Source organism: Streptomyces sp. NPDC001351 (assembly GCF_042896045.1).
Taxonomy (GTDB): Bacteria; Actinomycetota; Actinomycetes; order Streptomycetales; family Streptomycetaceae; genus Streptomyces.
Window position 1 is genome coordinate 328550 of record NZ_JBIAWS010000002.1, and the last position, 24471, is coordinate 353020.

General features: G+C 70.8%; 20 protein-coding genes and 1 riboswitch. Of the genes, 11 read left to right on the top strand and 9 right to left on the bottom strand.

Going from position 1 to position 24471, the window contains the following annotated elements; translation table 11 throughout:
* Positions 1-119 precede the first annotated feature (119 nt).
* Together ACFY1U_RS07130 and ACFY1U_RS07135 are read left to right on the top strand one after the other, a co-directional pair.
* A complete protein-coding gene (locus ACFY1U_RS07130; RefSeq protein WP_390693092.1) occupies positions 120-1733 on the top strand; it encodes a succinic semialdehyde dehydrogenase in 1614 nt (537 codons plus the stop codon).
* 28 nt (positions 1734-1761) lie between these two features.
* On the top strand, positions 1762-3540 hold the full coding sequence (locus tag ACFY1U_RS07135; protein ID WP_390693093.1) for a GMC family oxidoreductase N-terminal domain-containing protein: 1779 nt from the start codon (positions 1762-1764) through the stop codon (positions 3538-3540).
* Positions 3541-3613: 73 nt separating this feature from the next.
* Here the strand turns inward: ACFY1U_RS07135 and ACFY1U_RS07140 are convergent, their stop codons facing one another.
* On the bottom strand, positions 3614-4633 hold the full coding sequence (locus ACFY1U_RS07140) for an LAETG motif-containing sortase-dependent surface protein (protein ID WP_390693095.1): 1020 nt from the start codon (positions 4631-4633) through the stop codon (positions 3614-3616).
* A gap of 326 nt (positions 4634-4959) precedes the next feature.
* Here ACFY1U_RS07140 and ACFY1U_RS07145 point away from each other — a divergent pair, with 326 nt between their 5' ends.
* Positions 4960-6093, top strand: a complete 1134-nt coding sequence (locus ACFY1U_RS07145; protein WP_390693096.1) for a hypothetical protein — start codon at positions 4960-4962, stop codon at positions 6091-6093.
* A 585-nt stretch (positions 6094-6678) separates the two neighbouring features.
* On the opposite strand, the gene ACFY1U_RS07150 is transcribed toward ACFY1U_RS07145, so the two are convergent.
* Positions 6679-6981 carry a chorismate mutase gene (locus ACFY1U_RS07150; RefSeq protein ID WP_390693097.1) on the bottom strand — a complete coding sequence of 101 codons (303 nt, stop codon included), beginning with the start codon at positions 6979-6981 and terminating at the stop codon, positions 6679-6681.
* Positions 6982-7382: 401 nt separating this feature from the next.
* Between ACFY1U_RS07150 and guaA the strand changes: the two genes are divergently transcribed.
* Positions 7383-8963 (top strand): glutamine-hydrolyzing GMP synthase, encoded by a 1581-nt coding sequence (gene guaA, locus ACFY1U_RS07155; RefSeq protein ID WP_365846803.1) that lies wholly within the window; start codon positions 7383-7385, stop codon positions 8961-8963.
* Positions 8964-8982: 19 nt separating this feature from the next.
* On the opposite strand, the gene ACFY1U_RS07160 is transcribed toward guaA, so the two are convergent.
* Entirely contained in the window at positions 8983-9456 is a 474-nt protein-coding gene (locus tag ACFY1U_RS07160) for a pyridoxamine 5'-phosphate oxidase family protein (RefSeq protein WP_390693098.1), read from the bottom strand.
* A gap of 174 nt (positions 9457-9630) precedes the next feature.
* On the opposite strand from ACFY1U_RS07160, the gene ACFY1U_RS07165 reads away from it, so the two are divergent.
* On the top strand, positions 9631-10440 hold the full coding sequence (locus ACFY1U_RS07165; RefSeq protein ID WP_390693099.1) for a class II aldolase/adducin family protein: 810 nt from the start codon (positions 9631-9633) through the stop codon (positions 10438-10440).
* On the opposite strand, the gene ACFY1U_RS07170 is transcribed toward ACFY1U_RS07165, so the two are convergent.
* Positions 10437-11321 (bottom strand): DUF4429 domain-containing protein, encoded by an 885-nt coding sequence (locus tag ACFY1U_RS07170; protein WP_390693100.1) that lies wholly within the window; start codon positions 11319-11321, stop codon positions 10437-10439. The genes ACFY1U_RS07165 and ACFY1U_RS07170 overlap by 4 nt on opposite strands.
* 187 nt (positions 11322-11508) lie before the next feature.
* Between ACFY1U_RS07170 and ACFY1U_RS07175 the strand changes: the two genes are divergently transcribed.
* Positions 11509-12798: a hypothetical protein gene (locus tag ACFY1U_RS07175; RefSeq protein ID WP_390693101.1), complete on the top strand. Its 1290-nt coding sequence runs from the start codon at positions 11509-11511 to the stop codon at positions 12796-12798.
* Positions 12799-12937: 139 nt separating this feature from the next.
* Entirely contained in the window at positions 12938-13468 is a 531-nt protein-coding gene (locus ACFY1U_RS07180; protein WP_390693102.1) for a DoxX family protein, read from the top strand.
* A gap of 91 nt (positions 13469-13559) precedes the next feature.
* On the opposite strand, the gene ACFY1U_RS07185 is transcribed toward ACFY1U_RS07180, so the two are convergent.
* Together ACFY1U_RS07185 and ACFY1U_RS07190 are read right to left on the bottom strand one after the other, a co-directional pair.
* Complete coding sequence (locus ACFY1U_RS07185; protein WP_390693103.1) at positions 13560-13808, bottom strand: hypothetical protein; 249 nt, start codon at positions 13806-13808, stop codon at positions 13560-13562.
* Entirely contained in the window at positions 13795-15270 is a 1476-nt protein-coding gene (locus tag ACFY1U_RS07190) for a PspC domain-containing protein (RefSeq protein WP_390693104.1), read from the bottom strand. Before ACFY1U_RS07190 ends, ACFY1U_RS07185 begins: the two co-directional genes overlap by 14 nt.
* 179 nt (positions 15271-15449) lie before the next feature.
* Between ACFY1U_RS07190 and ACFY1U_RS07195 the strand changes: the two genes are divergently transcribed.
* Positions 15450-16739, top strand: a complete 1290-nt coding sequence (locus tag ACFY1U_RS07195) for a PspC domain-containing protein (RefSeq protein WP_390693105.1) — start codon at positions 15450-15452, stop codon at positions 16737-16739.
* A complete protein-coding gene (locus ACFY1U_RS07200) occupies positions 16739-17464 on the top strand; it encodes a LuxR C-terminal-related transcriptional regulator (protein WP_390693106.1) in 726 nt (241 codons plus the stop codon). The genes ACFY1U_RS07195 and ACFY1U_RS07200 overlap by 1 nt, the downstream gene beginning before the upstream one ends.
* A 17-nt stretch (positions 17465-17481) precedes the next feature.
* Here the strand turns inward: ACFY1U_RS07200 and ACFY1U_RS07205 are convergent, their stop codons facing one another.
* The gene (locus tag ACFY1U_RS07205; RefSeq protein WP_390693107.1) at positions 17482-18543 is read right to left on the bottom strand and encodes an NlpC/P60 family protein; all 1062 of its coding nucleotides are present in this window, start codon (positions 18541-18543) and stop codon (positions 17482-17484) included.
* 413 nt (positions 18544-18956) lie between these two features.
* Here ACFY1U_RS07205 and ACFY1U_RS07210 point away from each other — a divergent pair, with 413 nt between their 5' ends.
* The gene (locus ACFY1U_RS07210) at positions 18957-19310 is read left to right on the top strand and encodes a hypothetical protein (protein ID WP_390693108.1); all 354 of its coding nucleotides are present in this window, start codon (positions 18957-18959) and stop codon (positions 19308-19310) included.
* On the opposite strand, the gene ACFY1U_RS07215 is transcribed toward ACFY1U_RS07210, so the two are convergent.
* The gene (locus ACFY1U_RS07215; RefSeq protein WP_390693109.1) at positions 19288-19578 is read right to left on the bottom strand and encodes a hypothetical protein; all 291 of its coding nucleotides are present in this window, start codon (positions 19576-19578) and stop codon (positions 19288-19290) included. The genes ACFY1U_RS07210 and ACFY1U_RS07215 overlap by 23 nt on opposite strands.
* A gap of 588 nt (positions 19579-20166) precedes the next feature.
* Entirely contained in the window at positions 20167-21318 is a 1152-nt protein-coding gene (locus ACFY1U_RS07220; RefSeq protein WP_390693110.1) for an NlpC/P60 family protein, read from the bottom strand.
* A gap of 8 nt (positions 21319-21326) precedes the next feature.
* Positions 21327-21484, bottom strand: a riboswitch (cyclic di-AMP (ydaO/yuaA leader).
* A gap of 451 nt (positions 21485-21935) precedes the next feature.
* Between ACFY1U_RS07220 and pcrA the strand changes: the two genes are divergently transcribed.
* A complete protein-coding gene (gene pcrA / locus ACFY1U_RS07225; RefSeq protein ID WP_390693111.1) occupies positions 21936-24422 on the top strand; it encodes a DNA helicase PcrA in 2487 nt (828 codons plus the stop codon).
* Positions 24423-24471 lie beyond the last annotated feature (49 nt).

Genomic DNA, 24471 nt, shown 5'->3' on the forward strand with positions numbered 1-24471 from the left:
CCGCACAACGCCTGATCAGCGCAAACCTTGCCAGTGGGCACTGGCGGCGTGTGTGTACTCCGTGAAGCCGCGTTACCGACGGGTACCCAAAGGCCCCGCGCCGTCATACCCTGCGGCTCATGACGGAAGCGCATGCCGAGGCCAAGACCGGCACGAACCCTCTCGCCCCCGCCCCCGAAGGCGCCCGTACCGCCGCCGACGTGGTCACCCCCGAGCTGATCGCGCAGCTCACCAAGGGCGTGGTCGGCTCCGGACGCACCGCCAACCACACGCCGTTCACCGGCGAGAAGCTGGCCGACCTGCCCGAGTCCACGCCCGAGGACGTCGCCAAGGCCTTCGACGCGGCCCGCGCGGCGCAGGCGGTCTGGGCGCAGACACCGGTCCGGCAGCGCGCGGCCGTCCTGCTCCGCTTCCACGACCTGGTCCTCGCCCGCCAGGCCGAGGTCCTGGACCTGATCCAGCTGGAGACCGGCAAGGCCCGGCTGCACGCCCACGAGGAGGTCCAGGCCGTCGCGGTCGCGAGCCGCCACTACGGACGCCGGGCCGCCGCCTATCTGAAGCCGAAGCGGCACGCGGGCGCCATGCCGACGCTGACGAAGGTCACCGAACTCCGTCACCCGCGCGGTGTGGTCGGCCAGATCGCCCCGTGGAACTACCCCCTGGAACTCTCGGTCGGCGACGCGCTCCCGGCCTTCGTGGCGGGCAACGCGGTCGTCATGAAGCCGGACACCGAGACCTGCCTGACCGCCCTGTGGGCCCGCGATCTGCTCATCGAAGCCGGCCTCCCGGCCGATGTCTTCCAGGTCGTCCTCGGTGAGGGCCCCGTCGTCGGCCCCGAGGTCGTCAAGCACGCCGACTACGTGTCCTTCACCGGCTCCACCCGCACCGGCCGCGAGGTCGCCCAGGGTGCCGCCGCCCGCCTGGTCGGCGTCTCCCTGGAGCTCGGCGGCAAGAACGCCATGCTGGTCCTCGACGACGCCGACATCGAGAAGGCGGCCGCGGGCGCGGTCCGCGCCTGCTTCTCCTCCGCAGGCCAGCTCTGCATCTCCATCGAGCGGCTGTACGTCCACGAGTCGATCGTGGACGCCTTCCTGGAGCGCTTCGCCACCCGCACCAAGGCCATGCGCCTCGGCACGTCCCTCGCGTACGGCGCCGACATGGGTTCCCTGGTCGGCGAACGCCAGTTGGAGACCGTCACCCGCCATGTCGAGGAGGCCGTGGCGAAGGGCGCGAAGGTCGTCGCCGGCGGTGTCGCCCGCCCGGACATCGGCCCGTACTTCTTCGAGCCGACCATCCTCGACGGCGTGACCGAGCCCATGTCGGTCTGCACCGAGGAGACCTTCGGCCCGGTCGTCTCGATCTACCGCTTCAAGACCGACGACGAGGCGATCGAGCACGCCAACTCCACGCCGTACGGCCTGAACTCCTCGGTCTGGACGAAGAACGGCAGCCGCGGCCGCGAGGTCGCCTCCCGCCTGCGCACGGGCACCGTGAACGTCAACGACGGCTACGCCCCCGCCTACGGCAGCGTCCAGTCCCCCATGGGCGGCATGAAGGACTCCGGTCTCGGCCGCCGCCACGGCTCCGAGGGCATCCTCAAGTACACGGAGGCCCAGACGGTCGCCCACCAGCGCCTCCTGCCGATGGCCCCCTCGCTGGGCATGGACGACGAGAAGTACGCGCAGTTCATGAGCAGGAGCCTGCGGCTGATGAAGGCCCTGCGCTTCAAGTAGCAACACCCGTTCTCAACGAGGAGAGCACGTGTCACAGGACACCTACGACTACGACGTCATCGTCGTCGGCTCAGGCTTCGGCGGTTCCGTCACCGCCCTTCGCCTCACGGAGAAGGGCTACCGCGTAGGTGTCCTGGAGGCCGGCCGTCGCTTCACCCGGGAGTCCCTCCCCAGGAACTCCTGGGACCTCAGGAACTACCTCTGGGCGCCGAAACTCGGCATGTACGGCATCCAGCGCATCCATCTGCTGGGCAACGTCATGGTCCTGGCCGGCGCAGGCGTCGGCGGTGGCTCCCTCAACTACGCCAACACCCTCTACGTACCGCCGAAGCCCTTCTTCGACGACCCGCAGTGGCGTGACATCACGGACTGGCAGGAGGAGCTGAAGCCGTACTACGACCAGGCCCAGCGCATGCTCGGCGTACGGCTGAACCCGACGATGACCCCGTCCGACGTGCACCTGAAGGCCGCGGCCGAACGGATGGGCGTCGGTGACACCTTCCACATGGCGCCGGTCGGCGTGTTCTTCGGCGACGGGAAGGACGCGGAGGGCAAGTCGAAGGCGGCGCCCGGCGGGCAGGTCGACGACCCCTACTTCGGCGGCGCGGGACCGGCCCGCAAGGCGTGCACCGAGTGCGGCGAGTGCATGACCGGCTGCCGGCACGGCGCGAAGAACACCCTCAACGAGAACTACCTCTACCTCGCCGAGAAGGCGGGCGCGGTCGTGCACCCGATGACGACGGTCGTGTCGATCACGGACGACTCGCAGGGCGGCTACGCCGTCGCCACCCTCCCCACCGACGAGAAGAGGAAGGCCAAGGGCCGCACCTTCAAGGCCCGCCGAGTGGTCCTGGCGGCCGGCACCTACGGCACCCAGACCCTGCTGCACCGCATGAAGGCGGGCGGTCAACTCACGTACATCTCGGACAGGTTGGGAGAACTGACCCGTACGAACTCCGAGGCGCTGGTCGGCGCGCAGACGGACAACCGGCGCTACCGGAAGGCGACCGGGCAACCGAAGGTCGACTTCACCCGGGGGGTCGCCATCACCTCGTCCATCCACCCGGACGAGAACACCCACATCGAGCCGGTCCGCTACGGCAAGGGCTCCAACTCGATGGGCAGCCTGTCCATCCTCCAGGTGCCGTACGCGGAGGGCTCGTCGAGGGTCATGGGCTGGCTCGCGAACGCCGCCCGCCACCCCGTCCTCGTGCTGCGCTCCCTCTCCAACCGCCGCTGGTCGGAGAAGACCATCATCGGCCTGGTGATGCAGTCGCTGGACAACTCCCTGACGACGTACCTCAAGCCGGACGGTGTCGGTAAGGGCCTGCTTACCGCCCGACAGGGCCACGGCGCCCCCAACCCCAAGCAGATCAGGGCCGCTTCGGAGGGCGCGTCGGCGATCGCCGCCGACATCAACGGCTTCGCGGGCTCGAACGTCGGCGAACTCATGGGCACCCCCCTCACCGCCCACTTCCTCGGCGGCTGCCCGATCGGCAGCTCGCGCGAGACCGGCGTGATCGACCCGTACCACCGCCTCTACGGCCATCCCGGCATCTCGGTGGTGGACGGCGCGGCGGTCTCGGCCAACCTGGGCGTGAACCCGTCCCTCACCATCACCGCCCAGGCGGAGCGCGCGATGTCGTACTGGCCCAACAAGGGCGAGGAGGACCCGCGTCCGGCTCAGGGAGCGGCGTACGAACGTCTGAAGCCGGTGGAGCCCAAGGCCCCCGCGGTCCCGGCGGACGCCTTCGGCGCACTGAAGCTGCCGTTCCTGGGAATACCGGCCGTCCCGCCGAAGAAGTAAGCCGCACAGGTACAGCGAAGGACCCGCACCCCCCTCCGAGTGCGGGTCCTTCTTTCCTTGCGGTGAGCTGCTGTTACGCGCCCGCGCCGGCCCGACGGCGACGCACCGCGAACACCGCACCGGCACCGGCGACGACGGCGACACCGCCGACCAGGCCGATCACCGGCAGGGCGGAGCTTGAGCCGGTCTCGGCGAGGTTGCCGGTCGGCAGGTCGGAGATCTCGCCCTGCGGCTTCTTCACCGAGTCCTTGCTGCCCTTGTCGCTCGGGGTGGCGGAGCCCGGGTCGGTGTTGGCCGAACCGGCCTTCAGCACCTCGAAGTCGTACTGTGCCCAGCCCTCGGCGATGCAGTCCTGTCCCTCGACGTTGTCGAGGTAGGCACCGGAACCGAAGGAGTAGGCGTCACCGGCCGGGGCCTTGGCGTCGATGCTGACGCGCAGGGCGACCGTCTCGCTCTGACCGGCCTTCAGCTCCTTGACGAAGAAGAAGTAGTCACCCGCCCAGTCGGCGGAACCGATGCGGTCCCAGGAGCCGGTCTCCGGGTTCTTGAACTCCAGGTCGACGTACGGGCTCAGGTACTTCGACTCGTCGAGCTCGTAGTTCTCCACCTCGGCGTAGAAGGCGACGCCCTCCACGGTGGTCTTCGCGTCGTTGGTGACGGTCAGCTTGAAGTTGTGGAACCCGTCGCCCGCGACGATCTTGCCCGGCAGGCCCTTGATGTCCGCGGAGACCTTGGCGCCCTCGTAGTTCTTGTCGACGTCCTCGCAGAAGGGGACGTCCGGGTCCGAGGGGTCCTCGCTCGGCTCGGCCGAGGTGGAGGGGGTGGGCTCGCCCGACTGGCTCGCGGTGGCGCTCGCGGTCGGCGTCGAGCTGGTCGCCGGGGCGGTCGGCGTGGCCGTGTCGGTGGGTAGTCCGGTGTCCGTCGGCGTCGCCGTGGCCGTGTCGCTCGGCGCCTCGGTGGGGGTCTCGGACACAGTCTCGGTGGCGCCTGCGGTCGGCGTCTCGTCCGCGAAGGCGGCGGGCGCGGACAGCAGCGCGAGGGGTGCGATGACCGCGGTGGCGGCCGCGACACCCATGGCACGACGAAGCTTCATGACAACCTCAAGGGAGTCCAGTCCAATGGGAGGGCTCCGCGTGTGGGGCGCGGGTGTGGCCCTTGGTTCGCATGGTTGGATCCGTGAAGCCTGTGAATGGTTGCACAGGCATTAACCAAATTCTTATGTGGCCTACGTCACCAGATCCCGGCAGGTCGCAGTTCACGAAGCCGCCATCTTTGCGCGAGCCGGGTCACGTACGCTCTGCTGCTCGACAGGCGATGCACATGACAGCCGCCGCCGAGCACCTCGATGATCCCGAAGAGCCCGAAGAGTCCCAAGAGCCCCAAGAGCCCCAAGAGCCCTGGCAGAAAGGCGTCCGCGTCGTGGCCGACAGACCATCCGGAGAGCGAAGATCCGGTTCCGGCGAGGAGCCTTCCATACCCGACGACGTGTGGGAGAAGTTCCTCAAGCAAACCGAGGCGGAGCTCGCCTCCGCCCCCAAGGAGCCCTCCGCCCGCGCCCGCATGGTCACCGAGCGGCTGCGGCAGCAGGACGCCCGCGGCGAGAACCCGGACAGCCGGCGCGCCGCTCCGGCCCGCCCCGAACGGCGCCGCCGCGTCTGGCCGGTGCTCGGGGTCCTCCTCGCCGCTGCGGTGGCCGTCGTGGCCGTGAAGCCGTCGGTCATCCCCGGCGACCCCCTGGGCGCGAAGGACCACGCGGCCCCCTCCGTCTCCCCCCTCCCGGCGGAGACCGCGGCCCCCACCGCCCCGCCCTCCCCGGCCGACTCCGAAACCCCCTCCTTCGCCCGGCCGTTCGCCGGCTCCCCGGCCGAGCGCTGGGCCGACGGCGCGGCGGGCATCGTCCTGCCGAAGGCGACCCCCGTCGGCACGCTCTCCAAGGCCCGGGTCGAGCAGGCCCTGCAGCAGACCAGAACCCTCCTGGTCGACGCGAACCTCAACCCGGCCACCCTGCGCGGCGAGCGCCCCGCCACCGCGCTCGGCGTGATCGAACCGCAGCAGACGGACCTCCTCACGAAGCTCAAGTCGGCCCTGGCCAAGCCGGACGAGAAGCACGACCCGCTGTCCATGTTCAGCCGCTTCGACCCGGCGCAGATCAGACTCGTCGGCGACGTGATCAAGACCCGCGGCCGCATCACCTTCAAGGCCGGCGAACAGTCCTCCGTCGCCGTGCACGCCGACTACACCTTCGTCTACCCGGTCGCCCGCACCGACGGCTCGAAGGAGGTCACCCGCACCATCGTGCGCCGCATCCTCGACATCCAGATGTCCGACCCGGCCCGCTACAAGGTCACCCCCGGCAAGATCACCATCCGCCGATACGACCGCGACGTCGGCAACTCCGCCTGTGACGTGTACGACGGCTATCTGCATCCGGGGTTCGCGTCGGACACCGCGACCGGCGCCCCTCCCACGGGCCCGACGTCGGACCCGTACGACCGCAGCAAGGGCATCGACGACGGGCTCACGAAGGGCTGCGGGACGGTGTCCAGGGTCTGACCGGTGCCCGTGGGCGCGACCGGTGCACGGACATGCGAAGGGCCCCGCGGGCTTGGGCCGCGGGGCCCTTCTCCGTCAGCACCGACGTCAGGGCAGCGCCGGTGCCGGGGAGCGGCGCCGGGGGGTTGCGCCGCTTGTCCTGTGTGCCCTGGGTTGTTCTTTGTGCCCTGGGTCGCCGCCCCGGCGCATTCGGGGCGCGCGGATGGTCTCGACCTCTGACGGTACGGAAGTGCAAGCAATGCAGCTGTCTGCGGCGGGACTTGGGGCTTTCTACGCATCGTGCTGGATGGACGGGGCGTACGCAACCGTTTGACCCAGGGTTGTGCATTTTTGCATTTTCCGCCGGTCGGCCCCGGGCGTCCCCGGGGCCGACCGTTTACTTGGGTGACCGGGCTGCTGTCCCCTGCCGTCCGGTCACAACCCTGGAGTGAGGTCCCACGACGTTCGGCACGACCCGTACGTCTCATCACTCCAGCAAGCCACGCGTGGTTCTTTCGGGCCCGCCCCTGGCTGGCACGGACACCACCACCAACGAAGGGATTCGCCGGGCGGTCACGCGCCGTACGGGTTAAAGGGACTGCGAACTCAGATGCGACCGCGGCACAGTTCGAGCAGCGTCATGGCGAGGGACGTACCGGGCTTGCCGAGGGCCTCGCTGTAGTGGCCGAGGACCTCCATCTCACGGGACAGGTTCACGCGCCGCCCGCCGGAGGCGATGCGGGCCTCCTGGATGACGGCGGAGACGGCCATCCGTTCCTGGATCAGACCGATGATCCGGTCGTCGAGCGCGTCGATGCGCTCCCGCGCGCCGGTGATGACGCCGGCGGCCTCGGTGGTACGGGCGCCGGTCTTCTCTGCGACGTTCTTCTCTGCTGCGGTGGCGGTCATGTCGGGGGCTCCTCATCAATGGGTGGGATGCGGTGCCCCGGAGCGGCAGGACCCGGAAAACGACAGGCGCCCCGGGCCTTGTCGGCCCGGGGCGCCTGGGAAGTCGCTTGTCAGTAGCTCAAGCAGCACGACCATGGCAGCCGGCGGGCCGGTTGCCATAGGTAAAGAGGAAGGTCGGGTGCGTGAGCATGGGGCCAGTATGCCCGGCCGGGCGATGCGGTCCAACCCGGTTCGCATCGTGAGACCCGTGTCAGCCCGTCGTGGGGACGCTTGAGGACGAGGCCGTTCAGGCCGAGGCGGGGGCCCGGGGGCGCAGTCCCCAGCAGACGGCGAGGTCACCACACGGCCACCCCGGTAGACTCGGCAACCAAAGACCCCGCCCAACCGCCGGAAGGCACCCCGTGTCATCAGCGACCCCCGCTGCCGCCGCTCCCGACACCGTCCTGGTCGTCGACTTCGGCGCGCAGTACGCCCAGCTCATCGCCCGTCGCGTCCGCGAGGCCCGGGTCTACAGCGAGATCGTGCCGAGCACCATGCCGGTCGCTCAGATGCTCGCCAAGAACCCGGCGGCGATCATCCTCTCCGGCGGCCCCTCGTCGGTCTACGCGGAGGGCGCCCCGCGCCTCGACCGCGAGATCTTCGAGTCCGGCGTCCCCGTCTTCGGCATGTGCTACGGCTTCCAGCTGATGGCCACGACCCTCGGCGGCACCGTCGACAACACCGGCGCCCGCGAGTACGGCCGTACGCCTCTGCACGTCTCCAAGACCGGCTCCACCCTCTTCGAGGGCACCCCGGACGAGCAGTCGGTGTGGATGTCGCACGGCGACGCCTGCTCCGCCGCCCCCGAGGGCTTCACCGTCACGGCCTCCACGGACGTCGTCCCGGTCGCGGCCTTCGAGAACGACGAGAAGAAGCTGTACGGCGTCCAGTACCACCCCGAGGTGATGCACTCGACGCACGGCCAGCAGGTCCTGGAGCACTTCCTGTACCGGGGCGCGGGCCTGACCCCCTCCTGGACCACCGGGAACGTCATCGAGGAGCAGGTCGCCGCCATCCGCGAGCAGGTCGGCGACAAGCGCGCCATCTGCGGTCTGTCCGGCGGCGTCGACTCCGCCGTGGCCGCTGCCCTCGTGCAGAAGGCCATCGGTTCCCAGCTGACCTGCGTGTACGTCGACCACGGCCTGATGCGCAAGGGCGAGACCGAGCAGGTCGAGAAGGACTTCGTGGCCGCGACCGGCGTCCAGCTGAAGGTCGTCGACGCTCAGGAGCGCTTCCTCAAGGCGCTCGCCGGGGTCTCCGACCCCGAGGAGAAGCGGAAGATCATCGGCCGCGAGTTCATCCGCGTCTTCGAGCAGGCCCAGGCGGAGATCATCGCGGACGAGGGCCCGGCGGTGGAGTTCCTGGTGCAGGGCACCCTCTACCCGGACGTGGTCGAGTCCGGCGGCGGCACCGGCACCGCCAACATCAAGTCCCACCACAACGTCGGCGGCCTCCCCGAGGACCTCGAGTTCCAGCTCATCGAGCCGCTGCGCAAGCTGTTCAAGGACGAGGTCCGGATGGTCGGCCAGGAGCTCGGGCTCCCGGAAGAGATCGTCCAGCGCCAGCCCTTCCCGGGCCCGGGCCTCGGTATCCGTATCGTCGGCGAGGTCACCAAGGAGCGTCTCGACCTACTGCGCGAGGCCGACGCCATCGCCCGCGAGGAACTGACCGCGGCCGGCCTCGACCGTGACATCTGGCAGTGCCCGGTGGTCCTGCTCGCGGACGTCCGCTCGGTCGGCGTCCAGGGCGACGGCCGGACCTACGGCCACCCGATCGTCCTGCGCCCGGTCTCCTCCGAGGACGCCATGACGGCGGACTGGTCGCGTCTGCCGTACGACGTCCTCGCGAAGATCTCGACGCGGATCACGAACGAGGTCGCGGACGTCAACCGGGTCGTCCTCGACGTGACCTCGAAGCCGCCGGGCACCATCGAGTGGGAGTAGGCCCCTGCGGTGAAGGGGCTCAGGTGCGCTTGACCGTGCGCACCGGCTCACCGGGCTTCCAGACCTGGACGACGAGGTACTTGTCGTCCTCCACATAGGTCCTCACGACCTCGGTCAGCTCGGTACGGAAGAGGTGGAACGGCTCCGGCGGTTCCACCTCTTTGCTGTACGCCGCCTTCGCCTCGCCGTCCTCGACGCCGACCGCCCGCCCGCTGATCCGCACGTCACCACCGCCCATTCCGGTCCCCGGCCCCGGATTCGCCTGGAGCGCGAAGCGCGGGTCGCGGTTCAGGTCGAGGGCCTTGAGCGAGCCCGGCATCATGCCGAGCCACAGCTCGCCGCCGAGAAAACGGACCTCGAGGCCGGTCGTGCGCGGCGAGCCGTCCTTGCGGAGGGTGGCGAGAACGTGGTGGGTGAAGGCGCCGAAGCGCTCCTCGGTGATCTTCGCGAATTCGGGTTCGGCGGCGGCGAACGCCGCCCAGTTCGATGCCATACGCCGAGTCTCGCGCCGATACCCGACATCTGCTGTCGGGTATCCGAGCCGTTCGCCGTAGGACCAGCGACCTCGGGCACCGGTTGCGCAAGCTCTTCACGGAACGGGCCTGTTCTCCTGCGCTGACCGACGGTAACTTCCGCCCCGTAGACAAACCCAGTGCTGGAGGAACACATGCACGGGACCCCCGGGACCGGGCCCACCCCGCCGCCCGCCCTTCCCAGCGACCGGCTGCGGTTCGCGATGCCCCCGATGCACGACTCGGTCGACGACGAGCGCCGGCATCGCAAGGAACGGCTCGCGGGCGCGCTGCGGATCTTCGGGCGGCTCGGCTTCGAGGACGGAGTCTCGGGGCACATCACCGCGCGTGACCCCGAGTACAGCGACTGCTTCTGGGTCAACCCGTTCGGGATGCCGTTCAAGCACGTCACCGTGAGCGACCTGGTGCTCGCCAACTCGGAGGGCCAGGTGATCGAGGGGCGCTACCACGTCAACCAGGCCGCCTTCACCGTCCACGCCCAGGTCCACGCCGCCCGTCCGGATGTCGTCGCCGTCGCCCACTGCCACTCGGTGCACGGCCGCGCCCTGTCCGCGCTCGGCGACCTCCTGGACCCCATCACCCAGGAGAGCTGCGCCTTCTACGAGGACCACGCCCTCTACGACGCCTACACCGGCGTCGCCGTCGACGCCGAGGAGGGCCGCCGCATCGCCTTCGCGCTCGGCACCCGCAAGGCGCTCGTCCTGCGCAACCACGGGCTGCTGACGGTCGGCGACTCGGTGGACGCGGCGGCCTGGTGGTTCCTGTCCATGGAACGCTCCGCCCAGGTGCAGCTGACCGCCAAGGCCGCCGGACGCCCCCTGCTCATCGAGCACAGGGCAGCCGTGGCGACCCGCGAGCAGCTCGGCGGCGACCTGGTGGCATGGATCAACTACCAGCCGCTGTGGCAGGACGTCAGCCGCAGCGAGCCGGATCTGCTCAGTTAGAAGCCTCGCAGTACGGCCGCCTTGGTCATCGCGAACTCCTCGTCCGTGAGCACCCCCTCCCGGTGCAGCTCGCCCAGCTCCCGCAGCCGCCGCAGGAGTACGTCGTGGTGGTCGGCCGCGGGCGGCACGGCTGCCACCGGTGCCCGTCGCTGCGCCTGCGCGCCGCCGTCGCGGGTGGACGGATGCGGCAGCCGCGCGGTGATCGCGGTGGCGACGAGCGCGGTGAGCAGGTCGCGCCGGGCGCTGCCCCACAGGTCCAGGGCGTACGGGTCCTTCTCCGGCGGCAGTTTGGAGAACACCGTCTCGCGGGTCACAAAGCGCAGGAAACCGTCCTCGTAACCGGAGTTGGGCAGCCACTCGACCTGCACGAGATCCCCGACGGCGATGATCCGCGGCCCGGTCGCCCGCTTCACCCGGTCGGAGGTGTCGGCCCAGTCGATGCGCACCTGGGTGCCGTCGAAGGAGACGGTGCCGTCGGAGGAACGCACCGAGACCGGGACGGGCGGCCCCGGCAGCAGATACGCCTTGGTCGGCTCCTTGGGGATCTGGTCGAGCAGCAGGGCCCGGCGGATCTCCTCGGCGACGTACTCGGCGACCCCGGCCCGGTCCACGTCCACCACCAGCCGGTACGGGTCGGCCGGATCCGGCAGCCGCCCGCCGGTCGCCTGGAGCAGCGGGTCGGCGCCCTCGCGCAGCCGTATCCGCAGCCGTCCGCGCTTGCGCTCCGGTTCGAAGACCACGCCCGCGACGGCTTCGAGGGGCACCGCGACCTCTCCGTACGTCTGCCGGAACAGCGGCACGGAGCGGTGGAGACCGGGCGTGATCCTGACCGTGGCGCCGTCGAAGGCCCAGGTCCCGTCCCGCTGGATGATCTCGGCCATAGGGAAATTCTCGCAGCCGGGTCAACATGGTGGTCCCACATCACCCCGGGCTGACCAGACCTGCCGGGCGGGGCCGGCGTGGCGTAGGGCACAATTCGCTGTCATCACACGGGTGATTGCGGGGCGGCGGCCGACTGCCGGACAGGGCCGCCGGTCGTAGGGGTTGCGGGGAAGGCGGGCGGCGGGCGTGGCGGTGCAGGAGGCGAGAGGCGGCGCGGACGCGGGCGCCCGCAGAGGTGCGCACGGCGGTGGCTGCACCTGCGGGGACTGCCCGCACGGGGCGCGCGAGGGGCACCGGCGCGCGGTCGCCGAATTCCTGCTGATGCGCGACGGTTTCGCGGCCGGGCAGGGGCTGCCCGCCGCGGTGGCGCACTCGGCCTCGGCCTCCCGCCAATGGGTCTCGGAGGAACTCACCCAGTCCGCGGAACTCGTCGCCGAACGCGGCCGCGCCGAGGGCGAGGCCTGGCTGGCCCGGCTGTGGCGGCGGACAGTGTGTGCGGTGTGGGCGCTGGTGGTGCTGTTGCTGCTGGTGCAGTCGCTCACGGCCATCGGCGCGGGCTGGACGACGGCCCGCACGGCGGGGCTGCTCGCGGCCGTGATCGTGGGCGGTGTGCTGACCGCCGCGTCCTGGTTCCACCGGGCGCGCGGCGGTGTGCTGGCTCCCGTCCTCGGTGAGGACAACCGTCTGTCCACGTCCCGCACGGTGGCGGCGGCCTGGGTGCTGTTCGTCGCCTACGCGGTGCTGCTCCTGGCCGGCCGTCTCGCCGCCGCCTCCGACCACGCGGAGCGCGACGCCCTGCTCTCGGGGCTCGAACTCGCCCGCGGCGCCGGTGTCGTCACCGTCCTCGCCGTGGTGTGCGGCATCGCGGTGCTGGTGCGGCGCGTGGTGGGGCTGCGGGTCCTCGGCCAGCGGCTGCAGAAGGTACGGGCGGACCGGCCCCGGGCGGCCGACCTGCTCACCGACGACTCGGGGCGGGGCACCTTCGCAGACATCCAGTACGTCGTGATCAGCACCGTCGCCGTCCTGTTCGCCGCGGTTCGGCTGGCTCGCCGCCCCGACCAGCTGCCGGACCTGCCGTGGGGTCTTGCCGTGGTGGTGCTGGTGTCGGCGGCGACCTATGTGGCCGGCAAGTACGCGGAGGGCGGCCGCCCGGTGATCCTCTCCGTGGTGCGCGCCCGTGAGGCCGGTGACCTCGACGCCCCGATCCGCACGGGCGACGACATCGAGATCCGCGGCGCGGGCTTCGTCCCGCCGGGCGCCCAGGGCGCCGACCGGCTGACGCGGATGGTGGTGCGCATCGGCACGGTGAACGTCCATGTGCCCCTCGTCCCGGTGACCGGCGGTTTCAGCAACCCGACGGACGTGGCGCTGACCGTGCCCGTGCCGGCGGAGGTGGAACCCGGGAGGGTCGAGGTGCAAGTAGTCACGGCAGCGGGGGTAGAGACGAATAGATACGCGATTGACGTGACGGACTGAAGGGGACACCCCCTCCCTACGCAGGGCACGGGCGCTGAAATCGGCACGAACGCATTGCACGAACGCATTGAGCGCACCGTCCTCGACGTACGTATCGTCTTGTGAGGGGTCCCGGCACCGCGGGCGAGAGGCGACAGCGATGACTCACGGCATGCGCACCGAAACGCACACCCCGTACCTCGACGGCGACCGGAGCTGGCGCGACTCCGCCACCCGACACGCCCTCCTTCCGCTCCGCGTCTTCCTCGGCGTCACCTTCATCTACGCCGGGCTGGACAAGCTCACCAACAGCGCGTTCATGAAGGGCTCCGGTTCCGGGTCCATCGGCGAGATGATGCGCAACGTCCGTGACTCCTCCGCCATCCCCGCCATGGTCGACATGGCACTGAAGAACCCCGTGGGCTTCGGCTACGCCATCGCCCTGGGTGAACTGGCGGTCGGCATCGGCACCCTGATCGGCCTGTTCGCGCGCCTGGCAGCGCTCGGCGGAGCGCTGATCTCCCTCAGCCTGTGGCTGACCGTGAGCTGGGCCTCCGACCCGTACTACTACGGCAACGACCTCGCCTACCTGATGGCCTGGCTCCCCCTCGTCCTCGCGGGCGCCGCCACGTTCTCCCTGGACGCCGCACTCCGCGCACGGCGCAGGCAAAGGGCGGCAGGTTACCGGTAGTTACTGGTCGGCGGGGGCTACTGGTGGCGAGGCCCATGGCACGACCCGGGTCGTGTCTCCGGGCGCGGAGCGGCTGCCCCCGGAGCCCCGGTCAGGTTCCCGGTGCATTCAGCTGTGGCTCACTCGTGCCCTTTCCGGACATCGCCGCCCTGCGTCTCCGTATGCCCCGGGCCAGTGCTCCCACCACGCCGGCCAGGCAGAGCCCGCCCGTGACGACCGGGATCACCGCGAACCACGGTGTCTCCCACAGACCGGCCGCGTCACCGGCGTAGAGGGTGCCCGCGAGGATGAGGAAGACGCCGGCTACCAGCTTCCCCGGCTGGAACTCATGACGCAGCACGGCTCACCTCCGCCTGTCCGAGACCGACTTGGAGCTCGAGGTCGAGCGTGCCGGTGTTCTTGCCGCCCGAGACCGGCGACAGGGTCACTTCCTTGTGCTTGCCCGGCTCCACGTCCACGTCTCCCGGCTTGTCGCCCGGCAGCTGGATGTCGCCCATCCCCACGTCGATGCTCAGCTTCACGGTCACGTCCTTCGGCACGATCACCTTCAGCCGGCCCAGGCCGACATCGGCCCTCGTGCTCACCGTCTCCCTCTCGGCCGGGTGCAGCCGGCTCAGGTCCAGGGTGCCGACCCCGCTGCCGACCTCGTACTTCTCCCGTACGTCGGCCACCGCGGTCGGCTGCCAGGTGGTGCGTATCCAGTGGGTGCCGACGTCCTTCGGCAGGGCCGCCGAACCGGCGAGCAGGGCCGCCGTGACGATGGCGAGGAAGACCGACCCCGCGCCCGTACGCCCCAGGAACGCGCTGACCGCGATGCCCAGGCCGAGGACCAGGAGCGCGCAGGAAAGCCCGGTCTGCAGGCTGGTGCCGAGCGCATGGTCGTGCCAGGTCAGCCCGGTGCCGAGGCCGCCCGCGAGCAGGGCGAGCAGGAAGACCCAGCCGCCGATCCAGCGGGGGCCGCGCGGTCTGGGTGCGGGGGAGCGCGGTGTGCGGATGTTCGCGCGGTTGGTCCAGGAGGTGCCGAGGCTGATGTTGACCGCCGCCGCGATGTCACGGTCGCGGGAGTCCTGGGGGCCCCACAGATAGCCGGTGCCGCCGACATGCGTGCCGTCCTTGACGATCGGGTCGCGCCACCAGGAGGGGTAGGCAGCGGGGACCGGCGGTGCCTGGGCCTCCGGCGGGGCGTCGGCGACGGCCTGCGCGGCCAGCGGGTCGGGGTCGGGGGCGCCGCGCTGCCGCGACCAGTACCCGGCACCCGCGAGGAGCAGGGAGAGGACGACGGCGAAGGCCAGCACACTGCCGTTCTTCAGCAAGGACAGGAACACCCCGCAGCCGACCAGCGCGAACATCACCGCGGTCAGCGCCTGGCCGTCGACGCGGCCGGTGAGGAGCTTGCGGACCTCGTTCTCCTCCTCGTCCTCGTACGGGATGAGGAGCCAGGCGAAGCCGTAGAAGAGCAGGCCGATGCCGCCGGTCGCGGAGAGCACCGCGAGCGTGATCCGGAAGATCACCGGATCCATGTCGCACTGCCGCCCGAGCCCGGCACAGACCCCGGCGAGCACCTTGTACCGGCGGTCGCGGCGGAACCTGCGGGGAGCCTCGGTGCCCTCCGCGCCCGCAACCCCCTCCTCCTGCGCGCCCGCCCGCCCGTGCGCGCGCGAGCCCGCGCCCGCACCGGGCCCCGCCCCGGCGGCGGGTGCGGCGTCCGCGGCGGGCGCGGCATCCTGCGGCCCGGCGCCCGCAGCGAGGCGCGGGCCGGAGCCGGGCTTGGGGCCCGTCGCGGCGCGCTCGTGATCTGTCATGTGTCCATGGTGACGGGCGAGCCGCTCGGACGGGAGTCGGTACGACCCTGGCCGGACCCTGATATCGCCCCTGAGCCGGCTCCCGGGAACCGTTCGACCGGGCCCGGGTTCGAAGATCAGGGGTGTCTCGGGGGTCGACCCTGATGCCCCTGTCCGCCGACCCTGCGAGTATCGATGGCATGCCGGAAGCCGTCGCAGCGCCACTCGTCGAACCGCGGCCGCCGCGCAAGCTCTACCGCAGCAGCGACGGACGCTGGCTCGGTGGCGTGGCGCGGGGGCTCGCCGGGCATCTCGGGCTGCCGGTCATCTGGGTGCGGCTGGTGTTCGTCGGCCTGTTCATGGCGGACGGCCTCGGCGCGCTGCTGTACGCCGCGTTCTGGTTCTTCGTGCCGCTCGGCGTCGGTGGCGTCGGCGGCCAGAAGCCCCCTTCGCTGGTCAGTACCGAAACCTCCCCGGACGGCCGCCGCAGACTGGTCGCCCGCAAGCCGGACAAGGGCCAGATCGTCGCCCTGCTCCTCATGGTCGTCGTGGCCTTGGTCTTCGTGGGCAATGTGAAGGTGGGCGGCGCAGCCAAGGCCTACCTCTGGCCCGCCGTCCTCGTCGGCGCGGGCGTCGCTCTCGTCTGGCGCCAGGCGGACAACGCCCGCCGGGCCCGCTGGGTCGAGGTCGGCAGCCGCCGGCGCACACTCACCCTGCTGCGCGCGGCCGGCGGTGTCCTCCTCGTCACCGCCGGCGTCTCCGGCATCTTCGTGCTCCAGGGCTCCGCCGCCCACCTCGGTTCCGTCCTGCAGGCGGCCCTCGCGGTCCTCGTCGGGATAACGCTCCTCGCGGGGCCCTACCTCGTCCGTATGACCCAGGACCTCTCCGAGGAGCGCCTGATGCGCATCCGCGCGCAGGAGCGCGCCGAGGTCGCCGCCCATGTCCACGACTCCGTGCTGCACACCCTGACCCTGATCCAGCGCAACGCGGAGAACGCGAACGAGGTGCGCCGCCTCGCCCGCGCCCAGGAGCGCGACCTGCGCACCTGGCTCTACAAGCCCGAGGGCACCGGCAAGGACGAGGCCGACGAACCCACCGACCTGGCCGAGGCGGTGCGGCGCAACGCCGCGGAGGTCGAGGACAAGCACGGCGTCCCCATAGAGGTCGTCATCGTCGGCGACTGCCCGCTCGACGAGAGGATCGCCGCGCAGATGCAGGCCGCGCGCGAGGCGATGGTGAACGCCGCCAAGTACGGTGGCGAGGGCGGCGCCGTACAGGTCTACGCCGAAGTCGAGGGAAGGACCGTCTTCGTGTCGGTCCGGGACCGCGGCCCCGGCTTCGACCTGGACTCGATACCCGCCGACCGCATGGGCGTCAGAGAATCGATCATCGGCCGCATGGAGCGCAACGGCGGTACGGCGCGGCTGCGCGCGGTGCCGGACGGCGGCACGGAGGTCGAGCTGGAGATGGAGAGGGCGGAGAAGACGTGATGAGCGACCCGACCGAGGCGAACGCGGAGCCTGTGGAGCCGGCGGCCGGCGGTGGCGCGGGCGAACGGCACGTGCGGGTGGTCCTCGTCGACGACCACCGCATGTTCCGTACGGGCGTCCAGGCCGAGATCGGCCAGACCGAGCAGACCGGAGTCGAGGTCGTCGGCGAGGCCGCGGACGTCGACCAGGCGGTCACGGTCATCACCGCGACCCGCCCCGAGGTGGTCCTCCTCGACGTCCACCTCCCGGGCGGCGGTGGCGTCGAAGTCCTGCGCCGCTGCGCGCCGTTGATGGCGGACACCGAGCAGCCCGTCCGCTTCCTCGCGCTGTCCGTGTCGGACGCGGCGGAGGACGTGATCGGCGTGATCAGGGGCGGCGCGCGCGGCTACGTCACCAAGACGATCACCGGCACGGACCTCGTCAACTCCATCTTCCGCGTGCAGGAGGGCGACGCCGTCTTCTCCCCGCGTCTGGCGGGCTTCGTCCTCGACGCGTTCGCCTCCACCGACGCCCCGCCGGTCGACGAGGACCTCGACCGTCTCACCCAGCGCGAGCGGGAGGTGCTGCGGCTGATCGCCCGGGGGTATGCGTACAAGGAGATCGCCAAGCAGCTGTTCATCTCCGTGAAGACGGTCGAGTCCCATGTCTCTGCGGTCCTGCGGAAGTTGCAGCTGTCCAACCGGCACGAGCTGACGCGGTGGGCGACGGCGCGACGGCTGGTCTGAGGGCGTCGGCCCGAAGCTCACACCACCCGCGTGGCCCCCGCGAACGGCATCTCGTCGACCGGTGCGACCTTCACGGGCTCCGACGGATTCGGGGCGTGGATCATCATCCCGTTGCCGATGTAGATGCCGACGTGGCTGATGCCGGAGTAGAAGAACACCAGGTCGCCCGGTGCCAGTTCGGAGCGGGAGACGCGGCGCCCGGCGTCGATCTGGGCGTAGGTCGTGCGGGGCAGGGAGATGCCCGCGGAGCGGTAGGCGGCCTGGACGAGGCCCGAGCAGTCGAAGGCGTCCGGGCCGGTCGCGCCCCACACATAGGGGCTGCCCAGCTTGGAGTACGCATACGAGAGGGCCGCCGCCGCGCGGGAGTCGGGCGCCTCGGCGGTCGCGGAGCCGAGAGACACGAGGCCGTCCCGGGTGCCCGCGCCGGACCGTGAGGCGCGGTCGGCGCCGTCCCCGAGCCGAGCGCGCTCGGCGGCCGACAGCCGGGACACCAGCCGCCGCGCCGCATCCAGCTTCCCGGTGATCGTCTTCTCGTCCCGCTTCAGCTCCGCCTGCCGCGACCTGAGTCCGGCCAGCTCGATGCGGGCGGCCCCGCGCAACTGCTCGATCTCCCGCAGCTGTTCGCGTACGTCCGCCATGGCCGCCGCCTGCCGGGTGCCCGCCCGGTCGACGAACTCGGCACCCTCGAGATAGTGGTCGGGGTCGTCCGACAGCGCGAGTTGCAGTGCCGGGTCGAGACCGCCGTCCCGGTACTGCGCCGCGGCGATGGAACCCAGCTCGTCCCGCGCCGAGTTGAGCCGGTCCGCCTTGCGCGCCGCCTCGTCCCGCAGCGTCGACAGCCGCCGCTCGGCTGCGTCCGCCTGCTCCTTCGCCCCGTCGTACTTCTCGGTGGCGGCCTCCGCCTCCTGGTACAGCCTGTCCACCTCCGCCTTGACCTGCGTCGGCGTCAGATCCGGCTCGGCGTGCCCGGTCCCGTCGAAGCCCGTCGCGGTCGCCGCGCCCGCCACGGCGATCGTGAACGCCGTCCGGGCCGGACCGCCGTTGAGCGAGCGCCGGCTTGGCCTGCGGTGCGCTGCCACGTGGACTGCCCGTCCTTTCGTACGACCGCCCGTTCCGGGGCGGCTTACGCGTCCGGCGGCGGCCCGCACAGGGGGAGCGGGCCGCCGCCGGACCTTCTCGGCGGTGGTGGCCGACTGCCGCCCCTGGCCCGGGCGGCGGTGGGGAGCCGGTCACCTGGTGGAGGACGCTAAACCTGTCCGTGCCGGCTCGGTAACGCGATGTGCGGAAGTGCCCTCGGCGGATCGCCGGCTGACCGTATGCGGCCGTGATCCAGGACTCGCGCCGTCGACTTCACGCAGTGCGCTGACCGATGTGGTGGTTCCGGGACACGAGCGGGTGGCGGAGTGCTATGGGCCGCATATATGCAAGATCCACCGATGAAGGCCGGGGCGGTGTCCGGCGCCCCGCGCGCCCCTGTTTAAGCTCCGGCCTCATGGACGTACTCATCCATCTCTTCGTCGGCCTGCACATCATCGGCATCGCCGCGCTCCTCGGCGGCTTCTTCACCCAGATGAAGGCGATGGGCCGCGGCGAGGCCCGCTTCGTCCCGGCGATGCTGCACGGCGCGCTGACGATGCTGGTCACCGGCGCGATTCTGGTCGGCCTCAACCAGGCCGACGACCATCACGTCAACACCGTCAAGATCGGCGTGAAGCTGGCCCTGCTGATCGTGATCCTCGGCCTGGTCTATGTGAAGCGGGAGGACGAGAAGATCGACAAGAGCCTGTTCGGGCTGGTGGGCCTGCTCACCACGGCGAACATCTTCATCGCGGTGCTGTGGACCTGATGCCGGCACGGGCCGCGACGACGGCTCCCGCGGCGACGGACAGCACGGCTGCCGCCGTCATCCCCAGCGGGAAAACGATCGCGCGGCGCCACACGTCGTAGCCGCGCCGCGGCCTGACCGCCTCGGCGACGAGCAGTACGGCGTACCAGGCCGGGTCGAGCACGAGCAGTGCCACGGTGACGGCGCGCAGGACACCGCACTCGTCGCCGTTCCACAGATACAGGCGCGCGCTGTCCGCCGGGACGAGCTTCGATCCGGCGACCGTCATTGTGTCGGTCGGGCTGCACCTGACGGGTACGAGGTGCTGTCGAGGGTCGTCCTGGGCCTGGCCCGTGTCGCCCGGGTGGCGCTTGCGGCAGGCGTCGGTGTCCGTCTGGTGCGGGAGCCGGAGAGGTGGCGGGCGGAGGCGGGGGCGCCGGGAGCGCTGACCGCCGTCGCGGCGACCGCCGTCCTCGGGACCCGGTTCTCCGCCCTCGGACGGCAGACCCTCGCCGCGGCCCTGCTCGCGCCGGCGGCCGTGCCGTGGCCGCTGCTGCCGGCCTGGCGCGGTGTTCCTGTGCTTGCGTGGCCACACAGGGGGCTCGCGGTGCTCGGCGCCACGCTCGCCGGGGCGGAGGCGACGGCATGGCTCGCGCACGCGGCGCTCGCGCTGCTCCGGCTCGGGCTCGTCCTCTACGGCTGCGCGCTCGCCGTCACAGCGGCCCCGGCCGCAGGCGAACGCTGCGCCCAGCAGGAGCGGAGAGAGGCGGGGCCTGACATGGGGCCATGCCAAGGAGTGCGTCGCGGGTTGAGCGCGGCCACGCGCGCGTGCGTCACAAACTGCCCCGCACGCGCGCGTGCCCTGCCCTGCGGTGCCTCAGGCAGGCCGCACCACACTGTGGATGATCGATTCGCCGCCGTAGTAGATCGACTCCTCGCGCACGTATGCGCCGGGCTTGGGGGCGTGGATCATCATGCCGTTGCCGATGTAGATGCCGACGTGGCTGATGTCGTCGTAGAAGAAGATCAGGTCGCCGGGCTGCGCGTCGGTCAGGGAGACCGTGGTGCCGGCGTTGACCTGGTCGTAGGTGGTACGGGGGAGGTCGACGCCGGCGGCCTTCCAGGCGGCCTGGGTGAGGCCGGAGCAGTCGTAGGACTCGGGGCCGGTGGCGCCCCAGACGTACGGCTTGCCGATCTGCGCGCGGGCGAAGGCCAGCGCCTTCTCGGCCTTGGTGGCGTACGAGGAGTCGCTGGTGGAGGTGGATCCCGAGCCGGAGGAGCCGCTGTCCTGGGCCGCGGCCTCTTCCTTGGCCTTCTCCGCCGCCGCCTGCTGCTTCGCCAGCTCCGCGGCCTTGCGGGCGGCCTCTTCCTCCTTCTGCTTCTGGATCGCCGCGAGCCGCGCCTTCTCCTCGGCGGTCAGCTTCGACAGCAGCTCGCGCGCGTCGGAGAGCTTCTTCTGCACCGTGGACTTGGCGGTCTGCAGGTCGTGCTGTGTCGCGGTGAGCGTCTCGAGGCTCCTGGAGGCCTCCTGGCGCTTCTTCATCGTCGCGGACTGCTCGGTGAAGTACTCGTCGACCGCGCTCTTCTGACGAGAGGTCAGCCGACTCATCAACTGCGTCTGGTCGAAGTAGTCCTGCGGGGAGTCCGCGAGCAGGAAGGTCGCCGTGTCGGGTGCGGCGGCTCCGGTCCGGTACTGGGCCGCGGCGAAGGAACCGAGCTGGTCCCGCTCCTCGTTGAGCTTCTGCGTGCGCTTGGCGACGTCGTCGAGGAGGGTGTCGACGTTCTTGCGCTGCTTCGTGGTCTTCTCTTTGGCCGCGTTGTACTTCTCGGTGGCCGACTCCGCCTGGCGGTAGAGGTCGTCGACCTTCTTCTCGACCTCTTCGAGGCTGGGGTTGCCGTCGGCGGCGGGGGCGGCGTTCGCCGACTGGGACAGCAGGGCCACCGAGGTGAGGGCGGCCGTGGCGAGGGCGGGGGTGCGTATGCCTGCTACGCGCGTACCCGCGGGGCGCGACTTGCGGTGCGACGCCAAGGGAGGCGACTCCTTCCATGTTCCGCCTACCGGGTTAGCTGTCGGGTTCGGGCGGGTGGTTCGGAAGGGTTGCCCTACGGTCCGTGCCCCGAAAGGGAGGAGGACCGATTCACCCCAAGGTCGGTGTGGGTCCCCGGCTCCGGATGCGCGGCGGCGCTCCGGACTCGGCGGAGGCCGCGCGGCCCGGCGACGTTCGCCGGTGGGGGTCGTGCGGCCTGCCGGAACGGTAGCCAACTCGTGTGGCCCCTGTGAAGGTTGATGTTCGATATGCCCGATACATTTTCGTGACCTTCGGTCAGGGGGCCGGGTACGGTCGCCAATCCGGAACCCTCTGTGGAGGCTGGGCATGTTTTGATCGGAGTCGTAGTCTTCGACCCGCTTCCGGCGGATTGCTTCCAGCCTGGAAGTCGCCGTCCGCCTACGGGGCGGCATGATCCATGTCCCTGGTCGATTACGGACCGTGACGGTGCGGTTCTGGAGGGCGAGAGGGCGCCAGTGGTCGGCTCTGGAGGAATCAGGGATTCTGCGGCCGCGGCACCCCGGGGAGCCCGCGGATTCCGGCGATGTTCTCAGGGCGGCGGCGGGCTGTCAGTGGGGCACCCTAGACTCGGAGAGCGATGAGCAGCCTCTTTGACGACAGCTTCCTGGCGAACCTCCAGGCCCCCCGCGGGCACGAGGAGGAACCTCCGCCGCCGCCCGAGGACGATCACGTACCGGAGCCGGTTCCGGACGATCTGTTCGGCGGGAAGTTCGACGTGCCACCGGACCGGGAGGCCTACTACCGCGACGGCGCCCCCCGCCCGGCGGTCGACCCGGCCGCGCTCCTGGACGGGCTGAACGAGAACCAGCGCGCGGCCGTCGTCCACTCCGGCACCCCCCTGCTCATCGTGGCCGGTGCCGGCTCCGGCAAGACCCGCGTGCTCACCCACCGCATCGCCTACCTCCTGGGCGAGCGGAACGTGCATCCGGGCCAGGTCCTCGCGATCACCTTCACCAACAAGGCCGCGGGTGAGATGAAGGAGCGCGTCGAGCAGCTCGTCGGCCCGCGCGCGAACGCGATGTGGGTGATGACCTTCCACAGCGCGTGCGTGCGCATCCTGCGCAGGGAGTCCAAGAAGCTCGGTTTCACCTCCTCCTTCTCGATCTACGACGCGGCCGACAGCAAGCGCCTGATGGCCCTGGTCTGCCGCGACCTGGACCTCGACCCCAAGCGCTACCCGCCGAAGTCCTTCAGCGCCAAGATCTCGAACCTGAAGAACGAGCTGATCGACGAGGAGGACTTCGCCGCCCAGGCCGCCGACGGCTTCGAGAAGACCCTCGCCCAGGCCTACGCCATGTACCAGTCAAGGCTGCGCGAGGCGAACGCCCTCGACTTCGACGACCTGATCATGACGACGGTCAACCTGCTGCGCGCCTTCCCGGACGTCGCCGAGCACTACCGCCGCCGCTTCCGGCACGTCCTGGTCGACGAGTACCAGGACACCAACCACGCCCAGTACGCGCTCGTGCGGGAACTCGTCGGCACCGGCACGCACGATGAGGACGTACCGCCGAACGAGTACGACCTCCAGCCCGCCGAACTCTGCGTCGTGGGCGACGCCGATCAGTCGATCTACGCCTTCCGCGGTGCGACGATCCGCAACATCCTCCAGTTCGAGGAGGACTACCCGGACGCGACGACGATCCTGCTGGAGCAGAACTACCGCTCCACCCAGACGATCCTCTCCGCGGCCAACGCGGTCATCGAGCGCAACGAGTCCCGCCGCCCCAAGAACCTGTGGACGAACGCGGGCGCGGGCGCCCGCATCACCGGCTACGTCGCCGACACGGAGCACGACGAGGCCCAGTTCGTCGCCGACGAGATAGACCGTCTCACGGACGCCGGCGAGACGAAGGCCGGAGACGTCGCCGTCTTCTACCGCACCAACGCCCAGTCCCGTGTCTTCGAAGAGGTCTTCATCCGCGTCGGCCTGCCCTACAAGGTCGTCGGCGGTGTCCGCTTCTACGAGCGCAAGGAGGTCCGGGACGTCCTCGCCTATCTGCGAGTGCTGGCCAACCCCGAGGACTCGGTGCCGCTGCGCCGCATCCTCAACGTGCCCAAGCGCGGCATCGGCGACCGCGCGGAGGCGATGATCGACGCCCTCGCCCAGCGGGAGAAGATCAGCTTCCCGCAGGCGCTGCGCCGCGTCGACGAGGCATACGGCATGGCCGCGCGGTCGGCCAACGCCGTCAAGCGGTTCAACACGCTGATGGAGGACCTCCGGACGATCGTCGAGTCCGGGGCGGGCCCGGCGACCGTCCTGGAGGCGATCCTCGAACGCACCGGCTACCTCGCCGAGTTGCAGGCCTCCACCGACCCGCAGGACGAGACCCGCATCGAGAACCTCCAGGAACTCGCCGCCGTGGCCCTGGAGTTCGAGCAGGAGTCGGGTGAGGGTGAGGAGTCAGGCTCTCTCGCCGACTTCCTGGAGCGCGTCGCGCTGGTCGCCGACTCCGACCAGATCCCCGACGAGGAGGAGGACGGCTCCGGAGTCATCACCCTGATGACCCTGCACACCGCCAAGGGCCTCGAGTTCCCGGTGGTCTTCCTCACCGGCATGGAGGACGGCGTCTTCCCGCACATGCGCGCCCTCGGCCAGACCAAGGAGCTGGAGGAGGAGCGCCGGCTCGCGTACGTCGGCATCACGCGCGCGCGTGAGCGGCTGTATCTGACGCGGTCGTCGCTGCGCAGCGCGTGGGGGCAGCCGTCGTACAACCCGCCCTCCCGGTTCCTGGAGGAGATCCCGGCGCAGCACGTCGACTGGAAGCGCACGGGCGCCGCCGCCCCGGTCTCCTCCGGCCCGGCGTCGGGCCTGGCCGCCTCCTTGTCGTCCTCCCGCTCGCGCTCGTCGGCATCGGGAGCGTCCGGTTTCGCCACGAGCCGGGCCTCCGAGAAGCCGGTGGTCTCGCTGGCCGTGGGCGACCGGGTCACGCACGACCAGTTCGGGCTCGGCACGGTCGTGGCCGTGAAGGGCACGGGCGGCAACGCCGAGGCGACGATCGACTTCGGCGACACCAAGCCGAAGCGCCTGCTGCTGCGGTACGCACCGGTCGAGAAGCTGTAACTGCCGGTGCCCCACCGCCCGTCGTGGGGGTCCCCCCGCTTGAGCGAAG

Excerpts from the sequence above, each read along its gene's own strand:
- ACFY1U_RS07170 (WP_390693100.1), bottom strand. The coding sequence starts at position 11,321 with ATGGCCGAGATCATCCAGCGGGACGGGACCTGGGCCTTCGACGGCGCC.
- pcrA (WP_390693111.1), top strand. The coding sequence starts at position 21,936 with ATGAGCAGCCTCTTTGACGACAGCTTCCTGGCGAACCTCCAGGCCCCC.
- ACFY1U_RS07165 (WP_390693099.1), top strand. The coding sequence starts at position 9,631 with ATGCACGGGACCCCCGGGACCGGGCCCACCCCGCCGCCCGCCCTTCCC.
- ACFY1U_RS07210 (WP_390693108.1), top strand. The coding sequence starts at position 18,957 with ATGGACGTACTCATCCATCTCTTCGTCGGCCTGCACATCATCGGCATC.
- ACFY1U_RS07200 (WP_390693106.1), top strand. The coding sequence starts at position 16,739 with ATGAGCGACCCGACCGAGGCGAACGCGGAGCCTGTGGAGCCGGCGGCC.
- ACFY1U_RS07160 (WP_390693098.1), bottom strand. The coding sequence starts at position 9,456 with ATGGCATCGAACTGGGCGGCGTTCGCCGCCGCCGAACCCGAATTCGCG.
- ACFY1U_RS07195 (WP_390693105.1), top strand. The coding sequence starts at position 15,450 with ATGCCGGAAGCCGTCGCAGCGCCACTCGTCGAACCGCGGCCGCCGCGC.
- ACFY1U_RS07215 (WP_390693109.1), bottom strand. The coding sequence starts at position 19,578 with ATGACGGTCGCCGGATCGAAGCTCGTCCCGGCGGACAGCGCGCGCCTG.
- ACFY1U_RS07140 (WP_390693095.1), bottom strand. The coding sequence starts at position 4,633 with ATGAAGCTTCGTCGTGCCATGGGTGTCGCGGCCGCCACCGCGGTCATC.
- ACFY1U_RS07180 (WP_390693102.1), top strand. The coding sequence starts at position 12,938 with ATGACTCACGGCATGCGCACCGAAACGCACACCCCGTACCTCGACGGC.
- ACFY1U_RS07130 (WP_390693092.1), top strand. The coding sequence starts at position 120 with ATGACGGAAGCGCATGCCGAGGCCAAGACCGGCACGAACCCTCTCGCC.
- ACFY1U_RS07190 (WP_390693104.1), bottom strand. The coding sequence starts at position 15,270 with ATGACAGATCACGAGCGCGCCGCGACGGGCCCCAAGCCCGGCTCCGGC.
- ACFY1U_RS07150 (WP_390693097.1), bottom strand. The coding sequence starts at position 6,981 with ATGACCGCCACCGCAGCAGAGAAGAACGTCGCAGAGAAGACCGGCGCC.